23 protein-coding genes are annotated in these 24890 nt (G+C 71.2%); 7 read left to right on the top strand and 16 right to left on the bottom strand.

All coding sequences use genetic code 11. From position 1 onward, the window contains the following. Positions 1–36: 36 nt before the first annotated feature. From aroQ to rpsD, 11 genes are all read right to left on the bottom strand, one after another. The gene (gene aroQ / locus IF02_RS0116085; protein ID WP_030157440.1) at positions 37–477 is read right to left on the bottom strand and encodes a type II 3-dehydroquinate dehydratase; all 441 of its coding nucleotides are present in this window, start codon (positions 475–477) and stop codon (positions 37–39) included. Further along, on the bottom strand, positions 474–1565 hold the full coding sequence (gene aroB, locus IF02_RS0116080) for a 3-dehydroquinate synthase (RefSeq protein ID WP_030157438.1): 1092 nt from the start codon (positions 1563–1565) through the stop codon (positions 474–476). Before aroB ends, aroQ begins: the two co-directional genes overlap by 4 nt. After that, the gene (locus tag IF02_RS0116075) at positions 1562–2080 is read right to left on the bottom strand and encodes a shikimate kinase (protein WP_030157436.1); all 519 of its coding nucleotides are present in this window, start codon (positions 2078–2080) and stop codon (positions 1562–1564) included. Before IF02_RS0116075 ends, aroB begins: the two co-directional genes overlap by 4 nt. Then, positions 2077–3261, bottom strand: a complete 1185-nt coding sequence (aroC, locus tag IF02_RS0116070; protein ID WP_030157434.1) for a chorismate synthase — start codon at positions 3259–3261, stop codon at positions 2077–2079. Before aroC ends, IF02_RS0116075 begins: the two co-directional genes overlap by 4 nt. Positions 3262–3488: 227 nt before the next feature. Further along, a complete protein-coding gene (locus IF02_RS0116065) occupies positions 3489–4310 on the bottom strand; it encodes a shikimate dehydrogenase (protein WP_030157432.1) in 822 nt (273 codons plus the stop codon). Further along, entirely contained in the window at positions 4307–6025 is a 1719-nt protein-coding gene (mltG, locus tag IF02_RS0116060; protein ID WP_324603767.1) for an endolytic transglycosylase MltG, read from the bottom strand. Before mltG ends, IF02_RS0116065 begins: the two co-directional genes overlap by 4 nt. Before the next feature lie 182 nt (positions 6026–6207). Beyond that, positions 6208–6678, bottom strand: a complete 471-nt coding sequence (ruvX, locus tag IF02_RS0116055; RefSeq protein WP_030157428.1) for a Holliday junction resolvase RuvX — start codon at positions 6676–6678, stop codon at positions 6208–6210. A gap of 2 nt (positions 6679–6680) precedes the next feature. Then, positions 6681–9365: an alanine--tRNA ligase gene (gene alaS / locus IF02_RS0116050; RefSeq protein WP_030157426.1), complete on the bottom strand. Its 2685-nt coding sequence runs from the start codon at positions 9363–9365 to the stop codon at positions 6681–6683. Continuing rightward, the gene (locus IF02_RS0116045; RefSeq protein ID WP_030157424.1) at positions 9365–9706 is read right to left on the bottom strand and encodes a DUF6167 family protein; all 342 of its coding nucleotides are present in this window, start codon (positions 9704–9706) and stop codon (positions 9365–9367) included. Before IF02_RS0116045 ends, alaS begins: the two co-directional genes overlap by 1 nt. An 8-nt stretch (positions 9707–9714) precedes the next feature. Then, positions 9715–10146: a DUF948 domain-containing protein gene (locus IF02_RS0116040; protein ID WP_078622116.1), complete on the bottom strand. Its 432-nt coding sequence runs from the start codon at positions 10144–10146 to the stop codon at positions 9715–9717. Positions 10147–10316: 170 nt separating this feature from the next. Continuing rightward, on the bottom strand, positions 10317–10928 hold the full coding sequence (rpsD, locus tag IF02_RS0116035; RefSeq protein ID WP_030026606.1) for a 30S ribosomal protein S4: 612 nt from the start codon (positions 10926–10928) through the stop codon (positions 10317–10319). A gap of 235 nt (positions 10929–11163) precedes the next feature. On the opposite strand from rpsD, the gene IF02_RS32430 reads away from it, so the two are divergent. Further along, positions 11164–11874 carry a DUF2470 domain-containing protein gene (locus IF02_RS32430; protein WP_078622115.1) on the top strand — a complete coding sequence of 237 codons (711 nt, stop codon included), beginning with the start codon at positions 11164–11166 and terminating at the stop codon, positions 11872–11874. Between the two features lie 369 nt (positions 11875–12243). Here IF02_RS32430 and IF02_RS0116025 read toward each other — a convergent pair whose 3' ends face one another. Together IF02_RS0116025 and IF02_RS0116020 are read right to left on the bottom strand one after the other, a co-directional pair. Next, entirely contained in the window at positions 12244–13596 is a 1353-nt protein-coding gene (locus IF02_RS0116025) for a replication-associated recombination protein A (protein ID WP_030157417.1), read from the bottom strand. A 41-nt stretch (positions 13597–13637) separates the two neighbouring features. Beyond that, positions 13638–14252: a vitamin K epoxide reductase family protein gene (locus tag IF02_RS0116020; protein ID WP_030157415.1), complete on the bottom strand. Its 615-nt coding sequence runs from the start codon at positions 14250–14252 to the stop codon at positions 13638–13640. A gap of 137 nt (positions 14253–14389) precedes the next feature. On the opposite strand from IF02_RS0116020, the gene IF02_RS0116015 reads away from it, so the two are divergent. From IF02_RS0116015 to IF02_RS0116000, 4 genes are read left to right on the top strand one after another with little or no spacing between them, the layout of a single operon-like run. Then, the gene (locus IF02_RS0116015) at positions 14390–15271 is read left to right on the top strand and encodes an ABC transporter ATP-binding protein (RefSeq protein WP_051696243.1); all 882 of its coding nucleotides are present in this window, start codon (positions 14390–14392) and stop codon (positions 15269–15271) included. Continuing rightward, entirely contained in the window at positions 15268–16125 is an 858-nt protein-coding gene (locus IF02_RS0116010; RefSeq protein WP_030157411.1) for an ABC transporter permease, read from the top strand. The genes IF02_RS0116015 and IF02_RS0116010 overlap by 4 nt, the downstream gene beginning before the upstream one ends. Then, positions 16083–17321, top strand: coding sequence for a sensor histidine kinase (locus IF02_RS0116005; RefSeq protein WP_030157408.1), 1239 nt, complete (start codon positions 16083–16085; stop codon positions 17319–17321). The genes IF02_RS0116010 and IF02_RS0116005 overlap by 43 nt, the downstream gene beginning before the upstream one ends. A 13-nt stretch (positions 17322–17334) precedes the next feature. Further along, positions 17335–17964 (top strand): response regulator, encoded by a 630-nt coding sequence (locus IF02_RS0116000; RefSeq protein WP_030157406.1) that lies wholly within the window; start codon positions 17335–17337, stop codon positions 17962–17964. A 27-nt stretch (positions 17965–17991) separates the two neighbouring features. Here the strand turns inward: IF02_RS0116000 and hisS are convergent, their stop codons facing one another. Beyond that, positions 17992–19251, bottom strand: coding sequence for a histidine--tRNA ligase (gene hisS, locus IF02_RS0115995; protein ID WP_030157404.1), 1260 nt, complete (start codon positions 19249–19251; stop codon positions 17992–17994). Positions 19252–19261: 10 nt separating this feature from the next. Next, positions 19262–19972: an MBL fold metallo-hydrolase gene (locus tag IF02_RS0115990; RefSeq protein ID WP_030157402.1), complete on the bottom strand. Its 711-nt coding sequence runs from the start codon at positions 19970–19972 to the stop codon at positions 19262–19264. Positions 19973–20135: 163 nt separating this feature from the next. On the opposite strand from IF02_RS0115990, the gene IF02_RS0115985 reads away from it, so the two are divergent. Both IF02_RS0115985 and IF02_RS0115980 read left to right on the top strand, forming a co-directional pair. After that, positions 20136–20918, top strand: coding sequence for a peptidylprolyl isomerase (locus IF02_RS0115985; RefSeq protein ID WP_030157400.1), 783 nt, complete (start codon positions 20136–20138; stop codon positions 20916–20918). Between the two features lie 190 nt (positions 20919–21108). Further along, positions 21109–22338 carry a DUF349 domain-containing protein gene (locus tag IF02_RS0115980; protein ID WP_030157398.1) on the top strand — a complete coding sequence of 410 codons (1230 nt, stop codon included), beginning with the start codon at positions 21109–21111 and terminating at the stop codon, positions 22336–22338. A gap of 93 nt (positions 22339–22431) precedes the next feature. On the opposite strand, the gene IF02_RS0115975 is transcribed toward IF02_RS0115980, so the two are convergent. Beyond that, positions 22432–24885 carry a RelA/SpoT family protein gene (locus IF02_RS0115975; protein ID WP_030157396.1) on the bottom strand — a complete coding sequence of 818 codons (2454 nt, stop codon included), beginning with the start codon at positions 24883–24885 and terminating at the stop codon, positions 22432–22434. Positions 24886–24890 lie beyond the last annotated feature (5 nt).

Here is a 24890-nt window from a genome sequence, read left to right as displayed (position 1 = left end):
ATATGACCACGGGGGCGGACCCGCCCACCAGCACCGTCAGAGCGCGACTTCGTCCGCCAGCGCGCGCAGCGCCAGCCGGTACGAGCCGATGCCGAAGCCCGCCACCGTCCCGGTCGCCACCGAGGCGATGACCGACGTGTGCCGGAACTCCTCGCGGGCGTACGGGTTGGAGATGTGCACCTCGATCAGCGGCGCGGTGCGCTGCGCCGCCGCGTCCCGCATCGCGTACGAGTAGTGCGTGAAGGCGCCCGGGTTGATCACGACCGGGATCTTGCCGTCCGCCGCCTCGTGCAGCCAGCGCACTATGGCGCCCTCGTCGTTGGTCTCGCGGACCTCGACGTCGAAGCCGAGCTCCTCGCCCAGCGTGCGGCAGCTCTCGACGAGCCCGGCGTACGAGGTCGCCCCGTACACGTCGGGTTCGCGCGATCCGAGCCGGCCAAGGTTCGGCCCGTTCAGCACGAGCACCTTGCGGCTCACGCCGACACCTCGCCGTACGCCGCGATCAGGTGCGCCGGGTCGGGGCCCTCCAGGACGGTGGGCTTGGCCAGGCCGTCGAGGACGATGAAGCGCAGCAGGTTGCCGCGGGACTTCTTGTCGACCTGCATGGTCTGGAGCAGCTTGGGCCACTGGTCGCCGCGGTAGGTCAGCGGCAGCCCGACCGCGGCCAGGATCTCCCGGTGCCGGTCGGCCGTCGCGTCGTCGAGCCGGCCCGCGAGCCGGCCGAGCTCGGCCGCGAAGACCATGCCGACCGACACGGCCGCGCCGTGCCGCCACTTGTAGCGCTCGTTCTTCTCGATGGCGTGCGCGAGCGTGTGCCCGTAGTTGAGGATCTCCCGCAGCCCCGATTCCTTCAGGTCGCTGGAGACGACGTCCGCCTTGACCTGGATCGAGCGCACGATGAGCTCCGCGGTGTGCGGGCCGTCGGGCGTGCGGGCCGCGGCCGGGTCCGCCTCGATCAGGTCGAGGATCACCGGGTCGGAGATGAAACCGGCCTTGATGATCTCGGCGAGGCCGCTGACGTAGTCGTTGACCGGCAGCGAGTCCAGCGCCGCCAGGTCGCACAGCACGCCGGCGGGCGGGTGGAAGGCTCCCACCAGGTTCTTGCCCTCGGCGGTGTTGATGCCGGTCTTGCCTCCGACGGCCGCGTCCACCATCGCGAGGACGGTGGTCGGTACGGCGATCCAGCGCACCCCGCGCAGCCAGCTGGCCGCGACGAAGCCCGCGAGGTCCGTGGTGGCCCCGCCGCCGACGCCGACGATCACGTCGGTGCGGGTGAACCCGGACTGGCCGAGCGCCTTCCAGCAGTACGCCGCGACCTCGATGGTCTTGGCCTCCTCGGCGTTCGGCACCTGGATGGCGACCGCCTCGTAGCCCTGCTCGGCCAGGTCGTCGCGCAGTGCCTCACCGGTCGAGGCCAGCGCCTCGGGGTGGATCACGGCGACCCGCTGGGCCTTCGTACCGATCAGGCCGCCCAGCTCGCCGAGCAGCTGCCGGCCCACCAGCACGTCGTACGCGTCGTGTCCGGCGCTGGCGCCGACCTGGATGCGCGTCACCTGGTCTGTCATACGTCCTTCAACTCCAGAGCGTCGAGGACCGCCTGGGCGACCTCTTCGGGGGTGCGGTCGTCGGTGGCCACCACGACGCGCGCGACTTCGGTGTACAGGGGGCGGCGGGCCTCCATCAGCTCGCGCCACTGGCGGCGCGGGTTGACGGCGAGCAGCGGGCGCGCCGCGCCCAGCCCGACCCGCCGGACGGCTTCCTCGACGTCCATCGACAGATAGGCGACGGGCAGCCCGGCCAGCAGCTCCCGGGTGCCCGCGTCGAGGACGGCGCCGCCGCCGAGGGCGAGGACTCCGGTGTGCTCGGCGACCGCGGCGGCGACCGCCCGGCGCTCCAGCTCACGGAAGTACGGCTCGCCCTCGTCGACGAAGAGGTCCGAGATCTCGCGGCCCTGGGCCGCGACGATGTCGGCGTCGGTGTCCCGGTAGGGGACGCCGAGCCGCTCGGCGAGCAGCGCCCCCACCGTGGACTTGCCGGACCCCATGGGCCCGACGAGGACGACCAGTGGTCCGCCCGTCACCGGATCTGCAGGTTGTCGAGGTACGACTGGACGTTGCGCCGGGTCTCGGGCACCGAGTCGCCGCCGAACTTCTCCACGACCGCGTCCGCGAGGACGAGGGCGACCATCGCCTCGGCGACGATGCCCGCCGCGGGGACGGCACAGACGTCGGAGCGCTGGTGGTGGGCGGCAGCGGCCTCGCCGGTGGCCACGTCGATCGTCGCGAGGGCCTTCGGGACCGTCGCGATCGGCTTCATGGCCGCCCGTACGCGCAGCAGCTCACCGGTGGTCAGACCGCCCTCGGTGCCGCCGGAGCGGCCGGAGGTGCGCTTGATGCCCTCGGGGGTGGCCACGATCTCGTCGTGCGCCTGCGAGCCGGGTACGCGGGCCAGGTCGAAGCCGTCGCCGACCTCGACGCCCTTGATCGCCTGGATGCCCATCAGCGCGGCCGCGAGGCGCGCGTCCAGGCGGCGGTCCCAGTGCACGTGCGAGCCGAGGCCGACCGGGACCCCGTAGGCGAGGACCTCGACGACGCCGCCGAGGGTGTCGCCGTCCTTGTGGGCCTGGTCGATCTCCGCGACCATCGCCTTCGACGCGTCCGCGTCCAGGCAGCGCACCGGGTCCGCGTCCAGCTTCTCGACGTCGGCCGGGGTCGGGTACACGCCGTACGGGGCCTTGGCCGTGGCCAGCTCCACCACGTGCGAGACGATCTCGATGCCCGCGACCTCCTTGATGAAGGAGCGGGCGACGGCGCCGAGGGCGACGCGGGCGGCGGTCTCACGGGCGCTGGCGCGCTCCAGGATCGGCCGGGCCTCGTCGAAGCCGTACTTCTGCATGCCCGCCAGGTCGGCGTGGCCCGGGCGCGGGCGGGTCAGCGGCGCGTTGCGGCCGGTGTCCTTGAGCAGCGACGGGTCGACCGGGTCGGCCGACATGACGGTCTCCCACTTGGGCCACTCGGTGTTGCCGATCATGACGGCGATCGGGGAGCCCTGGGACAGGCCGTGGCGGACGCCGCCGAGGAACGTGATCTCGTCCTGCTCGAACTTCATCCGGGCACCGCGGCCATAGCCGAGCCGGCGCCGGGCCAGGTGGTCGGCCACCAGCTCGGTGGTGACCGGAACGCCGGCGGGAAGGCCCTCCAGCGTCGCGACCAGTGCCGGTCCGTGCGACTCTCCTGCGGTCAGCCAACGCAACCTGCTCAACGATGCTCCTCATGCTCGCGCCTGGGTACTGCGGCGGCGCGGCCGGGGGCTCGGCCCGGACCCGCCATACCCGATCCTCCCATGTCCGGGCCGGTGCGCCGCCCTCCGGTCCAGCTGGCGGACGGCGGTGCACCCGGGCTCACCCTGGCGAGTGGGGCCGTACGCGGGCAAGATCGGCCGGAGCAGTGCATCAGGTGCGGCCGCGGCCGGTGCGGCGGGGCAGCGGATCAGTGGCGGGCGCGCAGCGCGGCCTCACCGGCCGCCCGCATGGCGGCCAGCGGCGCGGTGTGCCGGCCGGTCATCTGCTCGACCTGGAGCACCGCCTGGTGGACGAGGAGGTCCAGGCCGCCGAGGAGCCGGCCGCCGTGCTCCGACCAGGCCGCGGCGAGCGCGGTCGGCCAGGGGTCGTACAGGACGTCGAAGAGGGTCCCCGCACCGGCCGGTACGCGGTCGGCCAGCCAGTCCGTGGCGCGTGCCGGGGTCGTCGCGATGACCAGCGGCGCGCCCAGCCCGTCGGCGGCGTCCGCCCAGTCGGCCGTACGGACGGCCACGTCGAGGCGCTCGCCCCACTCCTGCATCTCGTCGGCGCGGGCCCGGGAGCGCACGTACACCGTGACCTCGCCGGAGCAGATCCGGGCGAGCGCGGCCAGGGCCGAGGAGGCGGTGGCTCCGGCGCCGAGGATGGTGGCGCGCTCCACCGTGTCGACGCCGCGCTCGTGGAGCGCCGAGACGATCCCGGGGATGTCGGTGTTGTCGCCGAGGCGCCGGCCGTCCTTGGTCAGGACGACCGTGTTGACCGCCTCGACCGATGCGGCGGTGTCGCTGATGCCGTCGAGCAGCGGGATGACCGCGCGCTTGAGCGGCATCGTCAGGGACAGCCCGGCCCACTCGGGGCCGAGGCCGGCGACGAACTGCGGGAGCGCGTCCTCGTCTATCTCGAAGCGGTCGTACGACCAGTCGTCGAGGCCGAGCTCCTGGTACGCGGCGCGGTGCAGCACCGGTGAAAGGGAGTGCTCGATCGGTGAACCGAGCACGGCTGCGCGTATCACTGCCCTTCCTTCTTCCTCTCCTCTTCGTACTTCTGGCGGTTCCTGTTGTGCTCTTCGTTGGTCACGGCGAACAGCGTCTCGTTCTCGTTCACCGACACGAAGTAGTACCAGGGACCGGTGGCCGGGTTGATCGCCGACTTGAGCGCGTCGGGGCCCGGGCTGCCGATCGGTCCGGGCGGCAGGCCCTTGATCTTGTAGGTGTTGTACGGGTCGTCGAGCTTGCGCAGGTCGTTGACGGACCCCACGTCCAGGGTGCTCTGGCCCCTCATGTAATTGACCGTGGAGTCGAAGTCGAGCAGACCGTAGGTCTCCGTGTTGCCGGGCTTGAGCCGGTTGTAGACGACCCTGGAGATCTTGTCGAAGTCGTGCTGGTACTTGCCCTCGGCCTGGACGAGGCTCGCGACGGTGACGAGCTGCAGCGGGCTCGAGAGGCCCAGCTTGGAGGCCTGTCCCTTGACGTCCGCGCTCTCGTAGGCCTCGTTGGACTTGGCGACCATCTGCTTGAGCATCGACTGCGGGGTCGCGTCCTTGCTCAGGTCGTAGCGGGCCGGGTAGAGGAAGCCCTCCAGCGGGTCCTTGAGGTCCTTGCTGCTGGCCCAGTCGGGCAGACCGAGGTTCTTCGCCTCCTTGGTGGCGATGTCCTTGGTCGTGCCCTCCTTGAGCTTGAGCCGCTCGTCGATGGCCTTGTAGACCTGGCTGGTCTTCCAGCCGGGGATGACGTCCAGCGCGTTGACGCCGGCGCCGCCCACCATGAGGTCGACGGCCGCCTTGCCCGACATGTGCTCCTTCATCGTGTAGGAGCCTGCCTGGATGGCGCCGCCCTTGGGGTTGGCCTTGGCGGCGGCGACGAACGCGTCGGCGCTCTTGACGACGCCGTGCGCCTTGAGGATGCGGCCCATCTCCCCCATGCCGGTGCCCTTGGGGATGTCGATGGTGACGGAGCCCTCGCCCTCACCGGCGTAGTCCTCGCCGGTGGTGAACTTGGACTTGAGGTAGTCCAGGCCGTAGTAGCCGCCACCGCCGAGGACGCCCACGATCACGACGGCGGCGATCAGGCACGCCGCGCCGTTGCGGCGCTTGGGCTTCTTGTCCTTCGAACGGCCGCGGCGTCCGCCGCCGCCCGGGGTGTCGGAGTCGCCGTCCTCGCCGGTCGCCGCCGTGGAGGCCTCGTCGGCCGTCTCGTCGGCGTACTCGGATTCCTGCTCCGGCTCCTGCTCCTGCTCCGTGACCAGGTGGCGCCGGCCCGGGGGCTGCGGCGGCGGGTAGGCCTCGGGAGTGCCGTAGAGGTCGGGGGCCTCGCCCGGGTAGCCGCCGACGGGCTGCTGGGCGTACGGGTCCGCACCGAGGTACGGGTCGGCCTGCGGGACGGCGGCGTACTGGGCCTGGGCCTGGACCTGGGCCTGGGCCTGGGCCTGGGCCTGGACCTGGCCGGTGTCCCAGCCCTGGCCCTGGCTCTGGCCCTGGCCGTCGTACATCGGCTGCTGCGGCTGCTGGTAGAGCTGCTGGGGCTGCTGCGGGGCATAGCCCTGCTGCTGATCCGGGTACTGGCCCTGCTGCACGTACTGCTGCTGGTACTGCGGATCCTGCTGGTACTGCGGGTCCAGCGGGTACGGGGGATCCTGCTGGTACTGCTGCTGGGAGCCGCCGGCGTAGGGCATCTGAGCCTGCTGGGCCTGCTGGGCCTCGTGCCCGGTCCACCCGTGGTCCCCGTACAAGGGGTCCTCCGGGTGCCACGGTTCGGGGCCACGGCCCCCGCCATACTCAGTCATCGGTCCCCTAGAGCCGCGAGACGGAGGCAACGGCCCTGTCCGCCGCGGCACCCGGTTCCGCCTCTGAAGTGGTGGGCGACGACTTGTTCGAATGCCGCCGCATCGCGCGGAACGTTACCGTATCGCGATCAGACAACCACTTCGACGCACTCACCGGGCGGATTACCTGATACCCGTTCGGTCTCAAGAGCGTTCTGAAGGATCACCACAGCGGCCGCCTGGTCGATCACCGAGCGGCCCTTCTTGGCGTTCCGTCCCGAGGCCCGCAGCCCCTGGGCGGCGGTGACCGTGGTCATCCGCTCGTCCACCAGACGGACCGTCACCGGCTTGATGCCCTTGGCGAGTTCCATGGCGAAGGCGCGCACCTTGGCCGCGGCCGGCCCCTCCCGCCCGCTGAGCGAGCGGGGCAGGCCGACCACGACTTCGAGGGGCTCGTACTCCTCGACGAGCTGCCGCAGCCGCCGGTGGGCGAAGGGGATGTCCCGGCCCGGAACGGTTTCCACCGGTGTGGCGAGCACCCCGTCGGGGTCGCACGAGGCGACCCCGATCCGGGCGTCCCCGACGTCGATGGCGAGACGGCGGCCACGGCGCAGCGTCATGGTCAGACCGTCTCGACGACGAGGCGCTCGACCGCGGCGATGGCCTCGGGGATGGCGGCCGGGTTCTGGCCGCCGCCCTGGGCCACGTCCGGCTTGCCGCCACCGCCGCCGCCGAGGGTCTTGGCGGCGGTACGGACCAGGTCGCCGGCCTTGAGACCGCGCTCGCGGGCGGCCTCGTTGGTGGCGATGACGGTCAGCGGGCGGTCGTTCGCCGTGGTGAACAGGGCCACGACGGCCGGGCGGTCGCCCGCGCCTGTGATTTGCTGCAGCCGGCCGCGGACGTCGAGGACCAGCTTGCGCAGGTCGTCGGCGCCGGTGCCGTCCGGGACGGTGCCCACGACGAGGGCGACGCCGTGGATGTCCTGGGCGTTCTCGGCGAGACCGGCGGCGGCCTGGAGGACCTTCTCCGCGCGGAACTTCTCGATCTCCTTCTCGGCGTCCTTCAGCTTGCCGAGCATGGAGGCGATCTTCTCCGGCAGCTCCTCCGGACGGCCCTTGACCAGCTCCTGGAGCTGGGCGACGACCGTGTGCTCCTTGGCGAGGAAGTTGTACGCGTCCACGCCGACGAGGGCCTCGACGCGGCGCACGCCGGAGCCGATGGAGGACTCGCCGAGCAGCTTCACCAGACCGAGCTGGGCGGTGTTGGCGACGTGCGTACCGCCGCACAGCTCCTTGGAGAAGTCGCCGATGGTCACGACGCGCACGCGCTCGCCGTACTTCTCGCCGAACTCGGCGATGGCGCCCTGCTTCTTCGCCTCGTCGATGCTCATGATCTCGGCGGTCACGTCGAGCTCACGGGAGAGCACGTCGTTGATCTTCTGCTCGACGTCGGTGAGGACCGTGCCGGGGACGGCGTTCGGCGAGCCGAAGTCGAAGCGGAAGCGGCCGGGCGAGTTCTCGGAACCGGCCTGGGCGGCCGTCGGGCCCAGCGCGTCGCGCAGGGCCTGGTGGGTCAGGTGCGTGGCCGAGTGGGCGCGGGCGATGGCGCGGCGGCGGTTGATGTCGATGGCGGCGTACGCGGAGGCGCCCACCGTCACCTCGCCGACCTGGACGGAGCCCTTGTGCACGGAGACGCCCGGGACCGGCTGCTGCACGTCGCGGACGACGATGACGGCGCCCGAGTCGAGCTTGATCCGGCCCTGGTCGGCGAGCTGGCCGCCGCCCTCGGCGTAGAAGGGGGTGCGGTCGAGGACGACCTCGACGTCGTCGCCCTCGGAGGCGGCGGGCGCCGAGACGCCGTTGACCAGCAGGCCGACGATGGTGGACTCGCCTTGGGTGGTGGCGTAGCCGGTGAACTCGGTGGCGCCGGAGCCGTCGGCGATCTCGCGGTAGGCGGACATGTCCGCGTGGCCGGTCTTCTTGGCCTTGGCGTCGGCCTTGGCCCGGTCGCGCTGCTCCTGCATCAGGCGGCGGAAGCCGGGCTCGTCCACGGAGAGGCCCTGCTCGGCGGCCATCTCCAGGGTGAGGTCGATCGGGAAGCCCCAGGTGTCGTGGAGCAGGAACGCCTTGTCGCCGGAGAGGACCGTGCCGCCGGCGGCCTTGGTCTCGGTCACGGCGGTGTCGAGGATGTTCGTGCCGCCCTTGACGGCCTTGAGGAAGGCGGCCTCCTCGGCGAGCGCGACGGTCTCGATGCGCTTGCGGTCGGTGACGAGCTCCGGGTACTGCTGGCCCATCGTGTTGATCACGACGTCGACCAGGTCCTGGACGACCGGGCCGGTGGCGCCCATGAGGCGCATGTTGCGGATGGCTCGGCGCATGATGCGGCGCAGCACGTAGCCGCGGCCCTCGTTGCCGGGGGTGACGCCGTCGCCGATGAGCATGACGGAGGTGCGAATGTGGTCGGCGACCACGCGCATCGAGACGTCGGTGTTCTGGGCGGCGCCGTACTGCACGCCGGTCAGCTCGGTGGCCTTGTCCATGACGACGCGCAGGGTGTCGGTCTCGTACATGTTCTGCACGCCCTGCAGGATCATCGCGAGGCGTTCGAGGCCGAGACCGGTGTCGATGTTCTTCGACGGCAGGTCGCCGAGGATCGGGAAGTCTTCCTTCCCGTCGCCGGCGCCGCGCTCGTACTGCATGAAGACCAGGTTCCAGATCTCCACGTAGCGCTCGTCGTTGACGGCGGGGCCGCCCTCGACGCCGAACTCGGGGCCGCGGTCGTAGTTGATCTCCGAGCACGGGCCACAGGGACCCGGGACGCCCATGGACCAGAAGTTGTCCTTCTTGCCCAGGCGCTGGATGCGCTCGGCGGGCACGCCGATCTTCTCGCGCCAGATCGTCTCGGCCTCGTCGTCGTCGAGGTAGACGGTGATCCAGAGCTTCTCCGGCTCCAGGCCGTAGCCGCCGTCCGCCACGGAGCTGGTGAGCAGCTCCCAGGCGTACTTGATGGCGCCTTCCTTGAAGTAGTCGCCGAAGGAGAAGTTGCCGCACATCTGGAAGAACGTGCCGTGGCGGGTGGTCTTGCCGACCTCTTCGATGTCCGGCGTACGGACGCACTTCTGCACGCTGGTGGCGCGCGGGGCCGGCGGCTTGGTCTCACCGAGGAAGTACGGCTTGAACGGGACCATGCCCGCGTTGACCAGCAGCAGAGTCGGGTCGTCCGCGATGAGCGACGCCGAAGGGACAACGGCATGACCGCGCTCCTCGAAGAAGCTCAGCCAGCGGCGGCGGATTTCAGCCGACTCCATCAGTGGTCCTCATTCCGGTTGTACGAAAGGTTCGAGTGGGTGGTCTTGTCGTTCTGGATGGCCCGCAGCCGCCGCGGCCCGGGGAGGGCGGTGACGTTGTCCGGCCGGTCGGGATCCTGGTGCAGTCCCAGTGCGTCGTTCAGCTCGTCCTCGCGCTGGGACATTCCCGCCTTGACGTCGAGGGCGAAGTCCTTGAGGCGGTGGCCCGCCTCCACGGCCTTGTCCGCGGCCTGGGCGGCGAGACTCTCCGGTGTCAGCTTCTTGAGCTGGCGGTTGACCTTGGTGGTGGCCCACACGCCGGCGGCTGCGCCGGCGGTGAACCAGAAGGCTCGGCGGAACATCGGAGGTTTCAGCCCTTCTGCTTCCGGCGCCGGGCAGCCGGCACCGTACGGCCAACGATCACAGTACGTCGGGACGCCCGCTGCGGCGCGGCTTCCGTGGATTTGCCCAGTGCCTTGCGGACGCCGTAGCCGAAGGCCGCGACCTTGACCAGCGGCCCACCGAAGGTGGAGGCCACGGTGGAGGACAGCGCGGAGGCGTTCGAGGTGACTTCCTGGACGTCGCTCGCGATCGCGTCGACCCGGTCGAGCTGGGTGCGCGCGGAGCGGACGGTGGTGGAGGCGTCCGCGAGCAGCGGGACGGCCTGCTCGGTCACGTCGGCCACCAGCTTGGTGGTCGCCTTGAGCACCTGGGCCAGCCTCACCAGTACGACGGCGAGGAAGGAGACCAGAATGGCCCAGAAGACGGCCACGAGGATCCCGGCCACCTCTCCACCGGACACGTTGCACCGCTCTCTGCATGTTGATCACCAGACAGGTCTTTCTCCGACCCTATCGCGCCTGAGATCCACCGCCGTACCGGAATTCGGGGTCCGCCGAAAACAGGAAGCCCGCCGGCTCCCCCAGAGGGGAACCGGCGGGCTGACCAGCCTGTGAGGCTACGGCCGCTGGATCAGCGGGCGTAGTACTCGACGACGAGCTGCTCGTCGCAGATGACCGGGATTTCCTTGCGGTTCGGGTCGCGGTCCAGGCGGAAGGCCAGGGCCTTCAGGTTGACCTGCAGGTAGCGCGGGGTCTCGCCCTCGCCTGCGTAGCCACCCTCACGGGCAACCTGGAACGGAACCTTCTCGCGGCTGCGCTCGCGCACGGTGATGACGTCGTCCGGGCGGACACGGAACGACGGCTTGTCGACCTTGGCACCGTTGACCTCGATGTGGCCGTGAACGACCATCTGGCGGGCCTGGTAGATGGTGCGGGCGATGCCCGAACGCAGGACCAGGGCGTCGAGGCGACGCTCGAGCTCGACGACCAGCGCCTCGCCCGTCTTGCCTTCGGCCTTCTTGGCGCGGTCGTACGCGCGGGCCATCTGACGCTCAGAGATGTCGTACTGAGCGCGCAGACGCTGCTTCTCGAGCAGACGGACCTTGTAGTCCGAGTTCTGCTTGCGGCCACGGCCGTGCTCGCCCGGCGGGTAGGGGCGGGCCTCAAAGTACTTGACGGCCTTCGGGGTCAGCGCAATGCCGAGGGCACGCGACTTCTTGACCTTGGGTCGCTTCTGGTTCACGGGGAACCTACCTCCATGTAAGTTAGGTGAGGCTTACCTTATCGAGGAGGACGTAATGTCTCGACCACATGGGATCCCCCTGCCCAGTGCGCAACGCAGTTCGGATTCAGACGAAACAGAATCCGCTTGCGCCGACGATAAGCAAGGTCAGCCGCGTCCCAGGGAAGGCGTTCGGCAGCTCACCGGAGCCGAACGCGTACGAACCCTCGTAGAGTCCAACGCCTCAGTATCCCTCATGCTGCCGGGTGCTTTCGACCAGGTGCGGTCGCTTGACCAGGCAGAGTTCGGGGCAGGGGTGCCGGCCGCGCGGACCGTCACCCCGGACGGGGACGTGATTCTCCTGGTGTCAGGGGAATCCGCGGCTGCCAGGGCGGCCGCTTACGCCCAGGACGACGACCTCACCGCCGTGATCGAGATCACGGATGTGGCGCCGGTGTCCGTTCCCCATCGTATCCGAGGCCGTGCGTGGCTCGCCGGGTGGCTGACCCAGGTGCGCGGGGACGACCGCGCGGCCTGCGCCGCACTGCTGGCGCAGCGCCGGCCGGTGGGCGAGCTCCTCGGGCTGCACGGCCGGCCCTCCTTCGTGATGCTGCGCCTGGAGGTCGGCGAGATCTCGGTGGACGACCTGTGGGGCGCCGAGCACGTGGACCCCGAGGAGCTGGCCGCGGCGGAGCCGGACCCGATGGTGGACCACGAGACGGAGCTCCTCCAGCACCTGGCCGCCGCGCACCACGACCGGATCGCGGACCTGTGCGCGCTGCTGGGCCCGCGGGAGAGCGCCGGCACGACCGCGGTCCCGCTGGCCCTGGACCGGCTGGGCCTGCGGGTCCGCTTCACGGGCGACGGCTCCTCCTTCGACGCCCGCTTCGACTTCCCGGCGCCGGTACGCGACGTCTGCGAGCTGCGCCGGGCGATGCACACCCTGTTCGCGGCGGCGGGCGGCTAGTACGCGAGCCTGCGCTGCGGCGTCCAGGCGTACGCACCGCCCCGCCAGGCGGCGCCGAGCGCGACGACGTGGTCGGTCTGGATCTGCGAGGCCTTGCGGTAGGAGTACGGGAGGGTCTCGGGCCAGCTGGTCCTTGGCGGCGGCCGCCCCCCGGGGGGAAACCCGGGCCGGCGAGCGGCACCTGCGCCACGAGCCGCGCGGCGCTGGTCTGGGCCGCCCCGCCACCGCTGTGGTGACATCCGCTGAGCAGCAGCACCGCTGCCGCGGCCGGCGCCCAAGCCCGAGTTCCCGTGTCCCGGAGCCTAGGCTCAGGACACACCCCCCGCACGCCGTGCCGCCGCGCGGGGCCGAGACGTACCCCCGGCGGGGTCAGGAACCGCCCTTGAGGCGCTCGCGCACCTTCTCCACCACGTCCGCGTAGCGGGCCTCGGCGCCGTAGCGGGTCGGTTCGTAGTACCGCTTCCCATGCACCGCGTCGGGGGCGTACTGCTGCGCCGCGATCGCGCCCGGCACGTCGTGCGGGTACACGTACCCCACCGCGTGGCCCAGCTTGGCCGCGCCCTTGTAGTGGCCGTCCCGCAGATGCGTCGGCACCGGGCCCGCCAGGCCCGCCCGGACATCCGCCAGGGCCGCGCCGATCGCGGTCGTCGCGGTGTTCGACTTCGGGGCCAGGGCCAGGGCGATCGTCGCGTGCGAGAGGGTCAGCGCCGCCTCCGGGAAGCCGATCATCGCCACCGCCTGCGCCGCCGCCACCGCGAGGGGCAGCGCCGTCGGGTCCGCCAGCCCGATGTCCTCGCTCGCCGAGATCATCAGGCGGCGCGCGATGAACCGGGGGTCCTCCCCGGCCTCGATCATCCGCGCCAGGTAGTGCAGCGCGGCGTCCACGTCCGAACCGCGGATCGACTTGATCAGCGCGCTCGCCACGTCGTAGTGCTGGTCGCCGTCCCGGTCGTACTTCACCGCCGCGCGGTCGACCGCCTCCTCCACCGTCCGGAGGCTGATCTCGGGCTCCCCCTTGGCGATCGCCGACCCGGCACCCGCCTCCAGCGCCGTCAGCGCCCGGCGGGCGTCGCCGCCCGCGATCCGCAGCAGGTGCGCCTCCGCGTCCGCCGGCAGGGTCACGGCCCCGCCCAGCCCCCGCTCCTCCGTCAGCGCGCGCCGCATCAGCGCGCTGAGGTCCTCGTCCGTGAGCGGCTCCAGCGTGAGCAGCAGGGACCGCGACAGCAGCGGGGAGATGATCGAGAAGTACGGGTTCTCCGTGGTCGCGGCGATCAGCGTCACCCAGCGGTTCTCGACGGCGGGGAGCAGCGAGTCCTGCTGGGCCTTGCTGAAGCGGTGGATCTCGTCGAGGAAGAGGACCGTGTCCTTGCCGTACCCGCCGGCCGCCCGCTTGGCGCCCTCGATGACGGCGCGTACTTCCTTCACGCCCGCCGTGATCGCGGACAGCTCCACGAACCGCTTCTGCGTCGCCTGGCTCACCACGTACGCGAGGGTGGTCTTGCCGATGCCCGGCGGGCCCCAGAGGATCACCGACGAGGCTCCGGCCGGACCGCCCGCCCCGTCCCCGACCAGCCGCCGCAGCGGTGATCCGGGCTTCAGCAGGTGCTGCTGGCCGACGACCTCGTCCAGGGTGCGCGGGCGCATCCGGACGGCGAGCGGGGAGCTCGCCGGATCCTTCTCCCGGCGGTCTTCGGCAGCGGCGGTGAACAGGTCTGGTTCCACACAGGAAGCCTAAGCGAGCCCACCGACAGCGGGCCGCGCCCTCAGGAGGTCCAGAAGTCCCACCAGCGCGTCAGGATCAGCATGCCGATGATCCCGACGTGCAGCACCGGCAGCACCCAGGTGAACTCGTCGAGGAAGGCCCGCAGCCAGCCCGGGGCGGGCAGCAGCCCCTCGCGCACGTTGAACGCCGTGACGTACCAGAACATGAAGATCGTGGCGACCCAGGCCAGGCAGCACCACAGGCACAGCGAGTTGATGTTGTACAGCGACTGGTACATCAGCCAGGTGCAGAACCCGACGCCGAACAGCATGCCCGCGTTGAGGGTCAGCCAGTACCAGGGCCGGAACCGGGCCCCGGCCAGCACGCTCATGCCGACGCAGACGACGATGCCGTACGCGACCAGCCCCAGCATCGGGTTCGGGAAGCCGAAGGCGGACGCCTGCTCGCTCTTCATGATGTTGCCGCAGGAGACGATCGGGTTCAGGCTGCAGCCCGGCGTGAAGTTCGGGTCCTCGAGCAGCTTGAACTTGTCGATCGTGATCACCCAGGCCGCGAGCAGTCCCAAGGCGCCGGTGATCACCAGCAGGAAGGCGAGAGCCCTGCTCGCGCCGACCGTCCGCGGGGCGGTGTCTGCGTCCGTACCTCGTGTCGTCATACCGCCCGCTCCACATCTGCAAGGTCAACAAGCACCGGCCATTGTGCCGTACGGAGCTGTGTGTCCACCGTTCGGTGGACATAAGGACGTACGCAAGGGGGGACCGGTGGGGCGCGTTCCGCCACACCATTCGAGGCATGACACAGAACGCGGTGGAAGTACGGGGGCTTCGCAAGCAGTACGGCGAGGTCACCGCGGTGGACGGACTCGATCTGACGATCCGGCAGGGCGAGGTCTTCGGCCTCCTCGGGCCCAACGGCGCCGGCAAGAGCACGACGGTGGAGATCCTTCAGGGCCACCGGGAACGGGACGGGGGCGCGGTCAGCGTGCTCGGCGCGGACCCGGCCGTCGCCGGTCGGGCCTGGCGCTCGCGCGTCGGGATCGTCTGGCAGGACGAGTCGGCGCCCGCCGAACTGACGGTACGGGAGACGGTCGAGCACTTCGCCCGCTACTACCCGGCTCCGCGCGACCCGGCCGAGGTCATCGCCCTGGTCGGCCTGGAGCAGAAGCGCGACCAGCGCGTGAAGGGCCTCTCGGGCGGCCAGCGGCGCCGGCTCGACGTGGCGCTCGGCGTCATCGGCGATCCCGAGCTGCTGCTCCTCGACGAGCCGACGACCGGCTTCGACCCGGCGGCCCGCCGCCAGTTCTGGGACCTGATCCGGCTGCTCGCCGGCGAGGGCACCACCATCGTGCTCACCACGCACTACCTGGAGGAGGCCGAGGCCCTCGCCGACCGCCTGGCCGTCATCGCGAGCGGCAAGGTCGTCGCCGAGGGCGAACCGGCCGGGCTCCGCTCCCGCTTCGGCACCGGCGCCACCGTCGAGTGGACCGGGGCCGACGGCACCGCACACAGCGTCGCCACCGAGACCCCCACCCGTACGGTCGCCGAGCTCATGGCCCGCTTCGAGGGCGAGATCCCGGGGCTGAAGATCGGCCGGCCCACCCTGGAGGACGTGTACCTGCGCCTCACGGGCCAGCTCGTACCCACGACCGCGCAGCAGCCGGAGGACGCACGATGACCACCACTGCCACGACCACGACGACGGGCGGCCGGGCCGCCGCGGCCGCGAGGGCACTGCCCGGCGCCTGGACCCTGGGCCTGAGCCGCGGGGCGCTGGAGATCAAGCAGTTCGTCCGCCAGCGCGACGCGATGATCTTCACCTTCGCCTTCCCCATCGTCTTCCTCGCCCTCTTCGCCTCGATCTTCCGCGACAGCGTGGAGAACACCGGCGTCACCGCCTCCCAGCTCTACGCGGCCGGCATGGTCGCCGCGGGCATCATGTCCACCAGCTTCCAGTCGCTCGGCATCTCGATCGCCGTCGAGCGGGACGAGAAGGTGCTGCGCCGGCTGCGCGGGACCCCGATGCCCCCGGCCGCGTATTTCCTCGGCAAGGTCTGGATGGTGCTCGCCACCGGACTCGCCGAGACCGCGATCCTGCTGCTCGTCGGCTCCACCCTGTTCGACCTCGACCTGCCGGCCTCGGCCGCCAAGTGGCTCACCTTCGGCTGGATCTTCGCCCTCGGCCTCACCGGCTGCGCCCTGCTCGGCATCGCCATCAGCAGCCTGCCCAAGTCCGGCAAGAGCGCGAGCTCGGTGGTCGTGCTGCCGTTCCTGATCCTCCAGTTCATCTCCGGCGTCTTCATCCCGGTCAGCTCGATCCCGGACTGGCTGCTGAACATCGGCGCGCTGTTCCCGCTCAAGTGGATGTGCCAGGGCCTGCGCGGGGTGTTCCTGCCGGAGTCCGCGGCCGTGCTGGAGCAGGCGGGCGGCTGGGAGTACGGAAAGGTCGCCCTGGTCCTGGGGGCCTGGGTCGTCGGAGGATTGGTCCTGTGTCTGCTGACCTTCAAGTGGAAGAACCGCCGCGACGGCTGAACGGCTTCACCGGAACGGCCGGGGCGCGTGAATCCCACGTCTGGGACCGCGCGTTCGGGCCGTGGGACCTCTACTTCGGCCTCGTGTGGGCCGCGACCGTGGCCTTCGTGCTGGGCGCGGACTTCCCCGCGCTGTCGTACCGGGTCCCCGCCGCCGTCCTGCTCACGCTGCTGATCCCCTGGTACGCGTGGGCCGGCCGGCCCCTGCTGCTGAAGGATCCCTGGACCGAACCGGGGCGGTCCCTGCGCTACCTGGGCGTGATGCTGGCCCTGTTCCTGCCCGCCGCGTTCCTGGTGGGCGAGACCCGGCTGATCACCTTCGCGCTCGCCCCGCACTGCTTCATGCTGCTGCCGCTGCGCCGGGCGATCGGCACGATGGCGGTGGTGGCGCTGCTGCCGGTGGCCGGGTGGGCGCTGCTGTGGCGGCCGGCCGGACACGACGTCTTCATCAACGCGGCCAGCTCGTTCGTCACCTTCGCCTTCTCCTCCTTCTTCGGCGCCTGGATCATCCGGATCATCGAGCAGAGCCAGGAGCGTGCCTCGCTGATCGCCGAACTCGACGCCAGCCGGGAGGAGGTGGCCCGGCTCTCCGCCGCGCAGGGCGCCCATGCCGAAAGGGAACGCATGTCCCGCGAGATCCACGACACGCTCGCCCAGGGCTTCACGAGCCTGCTGATGCTGGTCCAGGCCGTGCAGTCGGAGCTGGACACCGACCCGGAGCAGGCCCACCGGCACCTGGATCTGATGGCCGCCACCGCCCGGCAGAACCTGTCCGAGGCCCGGGCCCTGGTCGCGGGCGGCGTCCCCGCCGATCTGGACGCCGGCTCCCTGCCGGACGCCGTACGCCGCCTCGCGGCCCGGCAGGACCCGCCGGCGGCGGTGTCGGTGACCGGGGAGGTGCGGCCGCTGGCCGCGGCGCTGGAGGTGGTGGCGCTGCGGTCCTGCCAGGAGTCGCTGTCGAACGCGGCCAAGCACGCGGGGGCGGGGGCGCGCTGCTCGGTGTCCCTGGCCTACGGTGACGGCGCACTGACCGTCACGGTCCGGGACACCGGTCGCGGCTTCGACCCGGCGGCCCCGGCGTCGGGCTACGGCCTGCGGGGGCTGCGCGCCCGCGCGGCGGAGGTCGGCGGCACGGCGGTCGTCGACAGCGCCGCCGAGGCAGGCACCACCGTCACCGTGACACTCCCGATCCGCTGAGGAGCCGCAGAACATGATCCGCATCCTGCTGGCCGACGACCACCCGGTGGTACGGGAGGGCCTGCGCGGCATGCTGAGCGCGGAGCCGGACCTGGAGGTCGTCGCGGAGGCCGCGAACGGCCCGCAGGCGGAGGCGCTGGCCGCGGAGCTGGTCCCCGGCGGCCTGGACCTGATCCTGATGGACCTGAGGATGCCGGGCGGCGACGGCGTCGAGTCGATCGCCCGGATCAGCGCGGCCGGGCTGCCGGTCAGGGTCGTGGTCCTGACGACGTACGAGAACGACCGGGACATCCTGCGCGCGGTGGAGGCGGGTGCGGCGGGCTACCTGCTGAAGGACATGGCGCGGGCCGAACTGGCCGACGCGATCCGCGCGGCCGTACGGGGCGAGACGGTCCTGGCCCCGTCGGTGGCGGGCCGCCTGGTCGACCGCCTGCGCACCCGCCCCGAGCGCCCCCGCCTCTCCGACCGCGAGGTCGCGGTCCTGCGCCTGGTCGCGGAGGGCGCGACGAACGCGGAGATCGGCCGCCGCCTGTTCGTCGCGGAATCCACCGTGAAGACGCACTTGCTGCGCATCTTCGGCAAGCTGGAGGTCACGGACCGCACGGCTGCGGTGACCACAGCCATGCGGCACGACCTCCTCTGACGGCGCCGCCCCGGAGGGCGGCTCCGGTCAGGCCAGCTTGGTGCGGAGCAGGGCGACCACGTCCGCCAGGGCGACCGGGGACTGGTCCCCGGACTCCATGTCCTTCAGCTGGACGACGCCCTCGGCGAGGTCGCGGTCGCCCGCGACGACCGCGAACCGCGCGCCCGACCGGTTGGCGTCCTTCATCGCACCCTTGAGGCCCTTGCCCCCGTACGAGATGTCCGCCGCGACACCGGCCTTGCGGAGCTCCGTGACCAGCCCGAACAGCACCGGCTTCGCCTCGCCCAGCGCCACCGCGAACACGGACGTCGCCGGCGGGATGTCCAGCTCGACACCCTCCGCCTCGAGCGCCAGCACCGTACGGTCCACGCCCAGCGCCCAGCCCACCGACGGCAGCGCGGGGCCGCCGATCATCTCGGACAGGCCGTCGTAGCGCCCGCCGCCGCCCACCGCGGACTGCGAGCCGAGACCGTCGTGGACGAACTCGAACGTGGTCCGCGTGTAGTAGTCCAGCCCGCGCACCAGCTTCTCGTCGTCCTCGAAGGCGACCCCGGCCGCCGTGATCAGCGCCCGGACCTCCTCGTGGTACGCCTTGCACGCGTCGCACAGGTAGTCCCGCAGCATCGGCGCGCCGACCAGCTGCTTCTGCACCTCGGCGCGCTTGTCGTCGAGGACGCGCAGCGGGTTGATCTCGGCCCGGCGCACGGTCTCGGCGTCCAGGTCCAGCCCGCGCAGGAAGGCCTGGAGCGCCTCCCGGTACACCGGGCGGCACTCCTTGTCGCCCAGCGAGTTCAGCAGGATCCGGAAGTTGCGCAGGCCCAGCGTGCGGTACGCCTGGTCGGCCAGGATGATCAGCTCGGCGTCCAGCGCCGGGTCCTCGGCGCCGATCGCCTCGGCACCGACCTGCGAGAAGTGGCGGTAGCGGCCCGCCTGCGGCCTCTCGTAGCGGTAGTACGAGCCCGAGTACCAGAGCTTGGCCGGCAGGTTGCCCTTCTTGTGCAGGCTCGCCTCCAGCGCCGCGCGCAGCACGGAGGCGGTGCCCTCCGGGCGCAGGGCCAGGTTGGTCCCGCCCTTGGTGGTGAGGGTGAACATCTCCTTGGTCACGATGTCGGTGGACTCACCGACTCCGCGCGCGAACAGGTTGACGTCCTCGAAGCCGGGCGTCTCGATGTATCCGTATCCGGCCGTGCGCAGCGGGGCCGAGATGGCGTCGCGTACCGCCAGGTACTTCGCCGAGTACGGCGGGATCAGGTCGTACGTGCCCTTGGGGGCCTTGAAGGTGCTCACGAAACTCTCGTCACATTCCTCGTCGTGGAGACGTGAAGGCGTCTCCCAGGCCGGCGGCCACCTGCCGCAGGTACGGGTTGGTGGCGCGCTCACGGCCAATGGTCGTGTGCTCGTTGTGACCGGGCAGCACCACGGTCGAGTCGTCGAGCGGCAGGCACACGCGGGCCAGCGACTCGAGCATGTCGGCGTGGCTGCCGCCCGGGAAGTCGGTACGGCCGATGGAGCCGGCGAAGAGCAGGTCGCCCGAGAACAGCAGCGGGGGGACGTCCCCCGCCTCGGGCATCCCGAAGGTCACCGACCCCCTGGTATGCCCGGGCGCGTGCGACACGGTGAGCTCCATGCCCGCCAGTGCCAGCTTCGCGCCGTCGCTGAGCTCCTTCACGTCGGAGGGCTCCCCCACCGTGAGCTCGCCCATCAGCTGCGCTCCCAGGGAGCGGCCCAGTGCCTTCTCCGGGTCGCTCATCATGAAGCGGTCCTCGGGGTGGATCCAGGCGGGCACGTCGTGCGCTCCGCACACCGGGACCACCGAGGCCACGTGGTCGATGTGGCCGTGGGTGAGGACGACCGCGACGGGCTTGAGCCGATGCTTCTTCAGCGTCTCCTCGACACCCCGGGTGGCCTGGTGGCCCGGGTCGATGATGACGCACTCCTCACCGGCGGCGGGGGCGACCACGTAACAGTTGGTCCCCCAGGCCCCGGCGGGGAACCCGGCAATCAGCACGTTCGTCCTCAATCCTCGTCCGGCGGGAACTCCAGCAGCGGCCGAGATCGGAATGCTGCTGCTCAGAGCCTACCGGCGCCGCTCGTTCCACAGCGAACCCATATACGGTACGGCCTAACCGAGCCCGGACAGCGGTGCCATACACGTACAAGGAGACGACCCGGTGGTCACGAACGATCAGCGGCGGCGACAGCTCGCCAGGGAGAAGTACGAGCGCCAGCAGAAGCGCCGGGTCGAGGCCCGCCGCAAGGCGCGGCAGCGGGCGGCGGTGATCGGTGCGGCGGTGGCCGTGGTGGTCGCGACGCTGGTGGGCCTCGTCGTGGGCGGTGTCTTCGACAAGGACAAGAAGGACAGCGCGGCGGACCCGGCGGCGAACCCGTCGGCCTCGCCCTCGGCGAAGCAGTCGCCCGCGCCCGCGATGGCGATCGACAAGAACGCGAAGTACACGTTCGACCTGAAGACCACCGCGGGTGAGATCAAGTTCGAGATGGACGCGGCGAAGACGCCGGAGACCGTCAACTCGTTCAAGGCGCTCGCGGACAAGGGCTTCTTCGACAACACCAAGTGCCACCGCCTGACCACTTCCGGGATCTTCGTGCTGCAGTGCGGCGACCCGGAGGGCACGGGCATGGGCGGCCCCGGCTACACGATCGCCGACGAGAACCTCGACTCGCTGGGCAAGCCGAACGAGCAGGGCCAGGTGATCTACCCGGCGGGCACGGTGGCGATGGCCAATACCGGCCAGCCGCACAGCGGCGGCAGCCAGTTCTTCCTGGTCTACAAGGACAGCCCGCTGGCTCCGTCGTACACGCCGTTCGGCAAGATCGACGCGGCGGGTCTGAAGGCGCTGGAGGAGGTGGCCAAGGCCGGTACGGCCGACGGCGGCCAGGACGGGGCCCCGAAGACCCCGGTGACCGTCCAGAAGGGCGCCGTCACCCAGAACTGACGGGGTCCGGCGGCCCCGGGACCGGCCGGCGTCCGGCCCGTACGGTGATATTCCGTCGTGCGGGATGCGGACAGCCGGCCCGGCGGTCGCCTATGTTGGCGTTGTGCAGGGCGGGCGCTGCCCGCCCCAGGAAACTGTGGACGATGCCCAGGGGGTGAACCCCTCGCAGGCATCAGGTGGAGGAGGCGCTGTGAGCAGCGACCCGTGGGGCCGCGTCGACGAGACGGGCACCGTGTACGTGCGTACTGCCGAGGGCGAGAAGGTCGTCGGCTCCTGGCAGGCGGGCACCCCCGAGGAGGCTCTGGCCTACTTCGAGCGCAAGTACGAGGGCCTGGTGGTCGAGATCGGCCTCCTCGAACGGCGGGTGCGGACCACCGATCTGTCCGCCAAGGACGCGCAGACGGCCATCGACCACCTGCGCACGCAGGTGGAGGAGCACCACGCCGTGGGCGACCTCGACGCCCTGCGCGTCCGGCTGGACAAGCTGGTCGCGACCGTGGACTCGCGGCGCGAGGAGCGCAAGGTCCAGAAGGCCAAGCAGACGGACGAGGCCCGTGCGGCCAAGGACGCGCTGGTGGCCGAGGCCGAGCAGCTGGCGCAGAGCGACCAGTGGCGCAGTGCCGGCGAGCGGCTGCGGGCCCTGGTGGACACCTGGAAGGGTCTGCCGCGCCTGGACCGCAAGTCGGACGACGAGCTGTGGCACCGCTTCTCGCACGCCCGTTCCGCTTTCTCCAAGCGTCGCAAGGCGCACTTCGCCTCGCTCGACGCGCAGCGCGAGGACGCCCGCAAGGTCAAGGAGAAGCTGGTCGCGGAGGCCGAGTCGCTGTCGAAGTCGACCGACTGGGGTCCGACGGCCGCCCGCTACCGCGAGCTGATGGCGGACTGGAAGGCGGCGGGCCGGGCGCAGCGCGAGTCCGAGGACGATCTGTGGAACCGTTTCCGCGGTGCGCAGGACGTATTCTTCGCGGCGCGCGGCGAGGTGTTCGCGGAGCGCGACGCCGAGCAGGTGGAGAACCTGAAGCTGAAGGAGGAGCTGGCCGAGGAGGCCGAGAAGCTCGTCCCGATCACGGACCTGAAGGCGGCCCGGGCCGCGTTCCGCTCCCTCAACGAGCGCTGGGAGGGCATCGGCCACGTGCCGCGCGACGCCCGGCCGAAGGTCGAGGGCCGGATGCACGCGGTGGAGCGGGCGATCCAGGAGGCCGAGGAGGGCGAGTGGCGTCGTACGAACCCGGAGGCGCGGGCCCGTGCGGCCGGTCTGACGGGTCAGCTCCAGGCGGCGGTCGACAAGCTGCGTGAGCAGATCGACGCGGCGCGTGCGGCGGGCAACAACGCGAAGGCCGACAAGCTGGCCCGCGAGCTGGAGGGCCGCCAGGCCCTGCTGGACCAGGCGCTGAAGGGCCTGGAGGAATTCGGCGGCTGATCACCGCCCGAGGATGTACGAGGGCCCCGGTACGGCCAATGGGAATTGGCGCTGTCGTACCGGGGCCCTCGTCCGTGCGCTGTGCGCTCCCCGCTACGGCCGGCGGGCCGAGGTGACGCGGTAGACGTCGTAGACGCCCTCGACGCCCCGTACGGCCTTCAGGACGTGTCCCAGGTGCTTGGGGTCGCCCATCTCGAAGGTGAAGCGGGAGGTGGCCACGCGGTCGCGGGAGGTCTGGACGGCCGCGGAGAGGATGTTCACGTGCTGGTCCGACAGGACCCGCGTGACGTCCGACAGCAGCCGGGACCGGTCCAGCGCCTCGACCTGGATGGCGACCAGGAAGACCGAGGACTGGGTGGGCGCCCATTCCACTTCCAGCATCCGCTCGGGCTCCTGGGAGAGGGAGTCCACGTTGACGCAGTCCGCCCGGTGAACCGATACGCCACTGCCGCGGGTGACGAAGCCGACGATCGGGTCGCCCGGGACCGGGGTGCAGCAGCGGGCCAGCTTGACCCACACGTCGTCGACGCCCTTGACGACCACGCCCGGGTCGGCGTTCTTGCGGCGCGTGCCCCGGGTCCGGGAGGGCGGGACGCTCTCCTCGATGTCCTCGTTGGCCGCTTCCTCGCCGCCGAGGGCCTGCACCAGCTTCTGCACGACGCCCTGCGCGGCCACGTGGCCTTCGCCGATCGCCGCGTACAGGGAGGAGATGTCGGGGTAGCGCATCTCGTGCGCGAGGGTGACGAGCGAGTCGCCGGTGAGGATGCGCTGGATCGGCAGGTTCTGCTTGCGCATGGCCCGCGCGATGGCGTCCTTGCCGTGCTCGATGGCCTCCTCGCGGCGCTCCTTGGAGAACCAGGCGCGGATCTTGTTGCGGGCCCGCGGGGACTTGACGAAGCCCAGCCAGTCGCGGGACGGGCCCGCGCCCTCGGCCTTGGAGGTGAAGACCTCGACGAGGTCGCCGTTGTCGAGGGTCGATTCGAGCGGGACCAGGCGGCCGTTGACGCGGGCGCCTATCGTCCGGTGGCCGACCTCGGTGTGGACGGCGTACGCGAAGTCCACCGGGGTGGCTCCGGCGGGCAGCGCGATGACGTCGCCCTTGGGCGTGAAGACGAAGACCTCGTTGCGGGAGAGGTCGAAGCGCAGCGAGTCGAGGAACTCGCCCGGGTCCTCGGTCTCCTTCTGCCAGTCCAGCAGCTGGCGCAGCCAGGCCATGTCGTTGACCGTGTCCTGGCCGGCGCTGCCCTTGGCGGCCTGCGGGACGTCGGTGCGGACCTTGGAGGTGCCGGCGACGGTCTGCTGCTTGTACTTCCAGTGCGCGGCGATGCCGTACTCGGCGCGGCGGTGCATGTCGAACGTGCGGATCTGGAGTTCGACGGGCTTGCCGCTGGGTCCGATGACCGTCGTGTGGAGCGACTGGTACATGTTGAACTTGGGCATCGCGATGTAGTCCTTGAACCGGCCGGGGACCGGGTTCCAGCGCGCGTGCACGGTGCCGAGGGCCGCGTAGCAGTCCCGGACGGTGTCGACGAGGACGCGGATGCCCACCAGGTCGTAGATCTCGGCGAAGTCGCGGCCGCGGACGATCATCTTCTGGTAGACGCTGTAGTAGTGCTTGGGGCGGCCGGTGACGGTGGCCTTGATGCGGGCGGCGCGCAGGTCGGTCTGGACCTCGTCGGTGACGACGGTGAGGTACTCGTCGCGCTTGGGCGCGCGCTCGGCGACGAGGCGGACGATCTCGTCGTACATCTTGGGGTAGAGGATCGCGAAGGCGAGGTCTTCGAGCTCCCACTTGATCGTGTTCATGCCCAGCCGGTGCGCCAGCGGGGCGTAGATCTCGAGGGTCTCGCGGGCCTTCTTCTCCTGCTTCTCCCGCTTGAGGTAGCGCATGGTGCGCATGTTGTGCAGGCGGTCGGCGAGCTTGATGACCAGGACGCGCGGGTCCTTGGCCATGGCGACGACCATCTTGCGCACGGTCTCGGCCTGCGCGGCCTCGCCGAACTTGACCCGGTCGAGCTTGGTGACGCCGTCGACGAGCAGGGCCACGGCGTCGCCGAAGTCGCGGCGCAGGTCCTCCAGCCCGTACTCGGTGTCCTCGACGGTGTCGTGCAGCAGGCCGGCCATCAGGGTGGCCGGGTCCATGCCGAGCTCGGCGAGGATGGTGGTCACCGCGAGCGGGTGGGTGATGTACGGGTCACCGCTCTTGCGCTTCTGGCCGCGGTGCCAGCGCTCGGCGACCTGGTACGCCTGCTCGATCTGGCGCAGCGTGGCCGTCTCGATCTTCGGGTCGTTGCTGCGGACTATGCGGAGCAGCGGTTCCAGTACCGGGTTGTACGGGTTGGAACGCTGGACGCCGAGGCGGGCGAGCCGGGCGCGCACGCGGTTGGAGGACCCGGCCGACTTCGCGGGCGCCGGCTTCGCGGGCGCGGGCTTCAGGGGCGCGGGCTTCACAGGCGGGGCCGGCGGGGGCGTGGCGGGGGGCGTCGCGGCCCGCTCGGCCTGCGGGTCGGGCTGCGCGGCGGAGAGTGGCTGGACCTCGTCTGGCAAGAGCG

This window comes from Streptomyces sp. NRRL S-244, from assembly GCF_000717915.1.
GTDB lineage: Bacteria > Actinomycetota > Actinomycetes > Streptomycetales > Streptomycetaceae > Streptomyces.
Note: the sequence above shows the minus strand (reverse complement) of the source record. Positions and strands in the feature narration are given on the sequence as shown.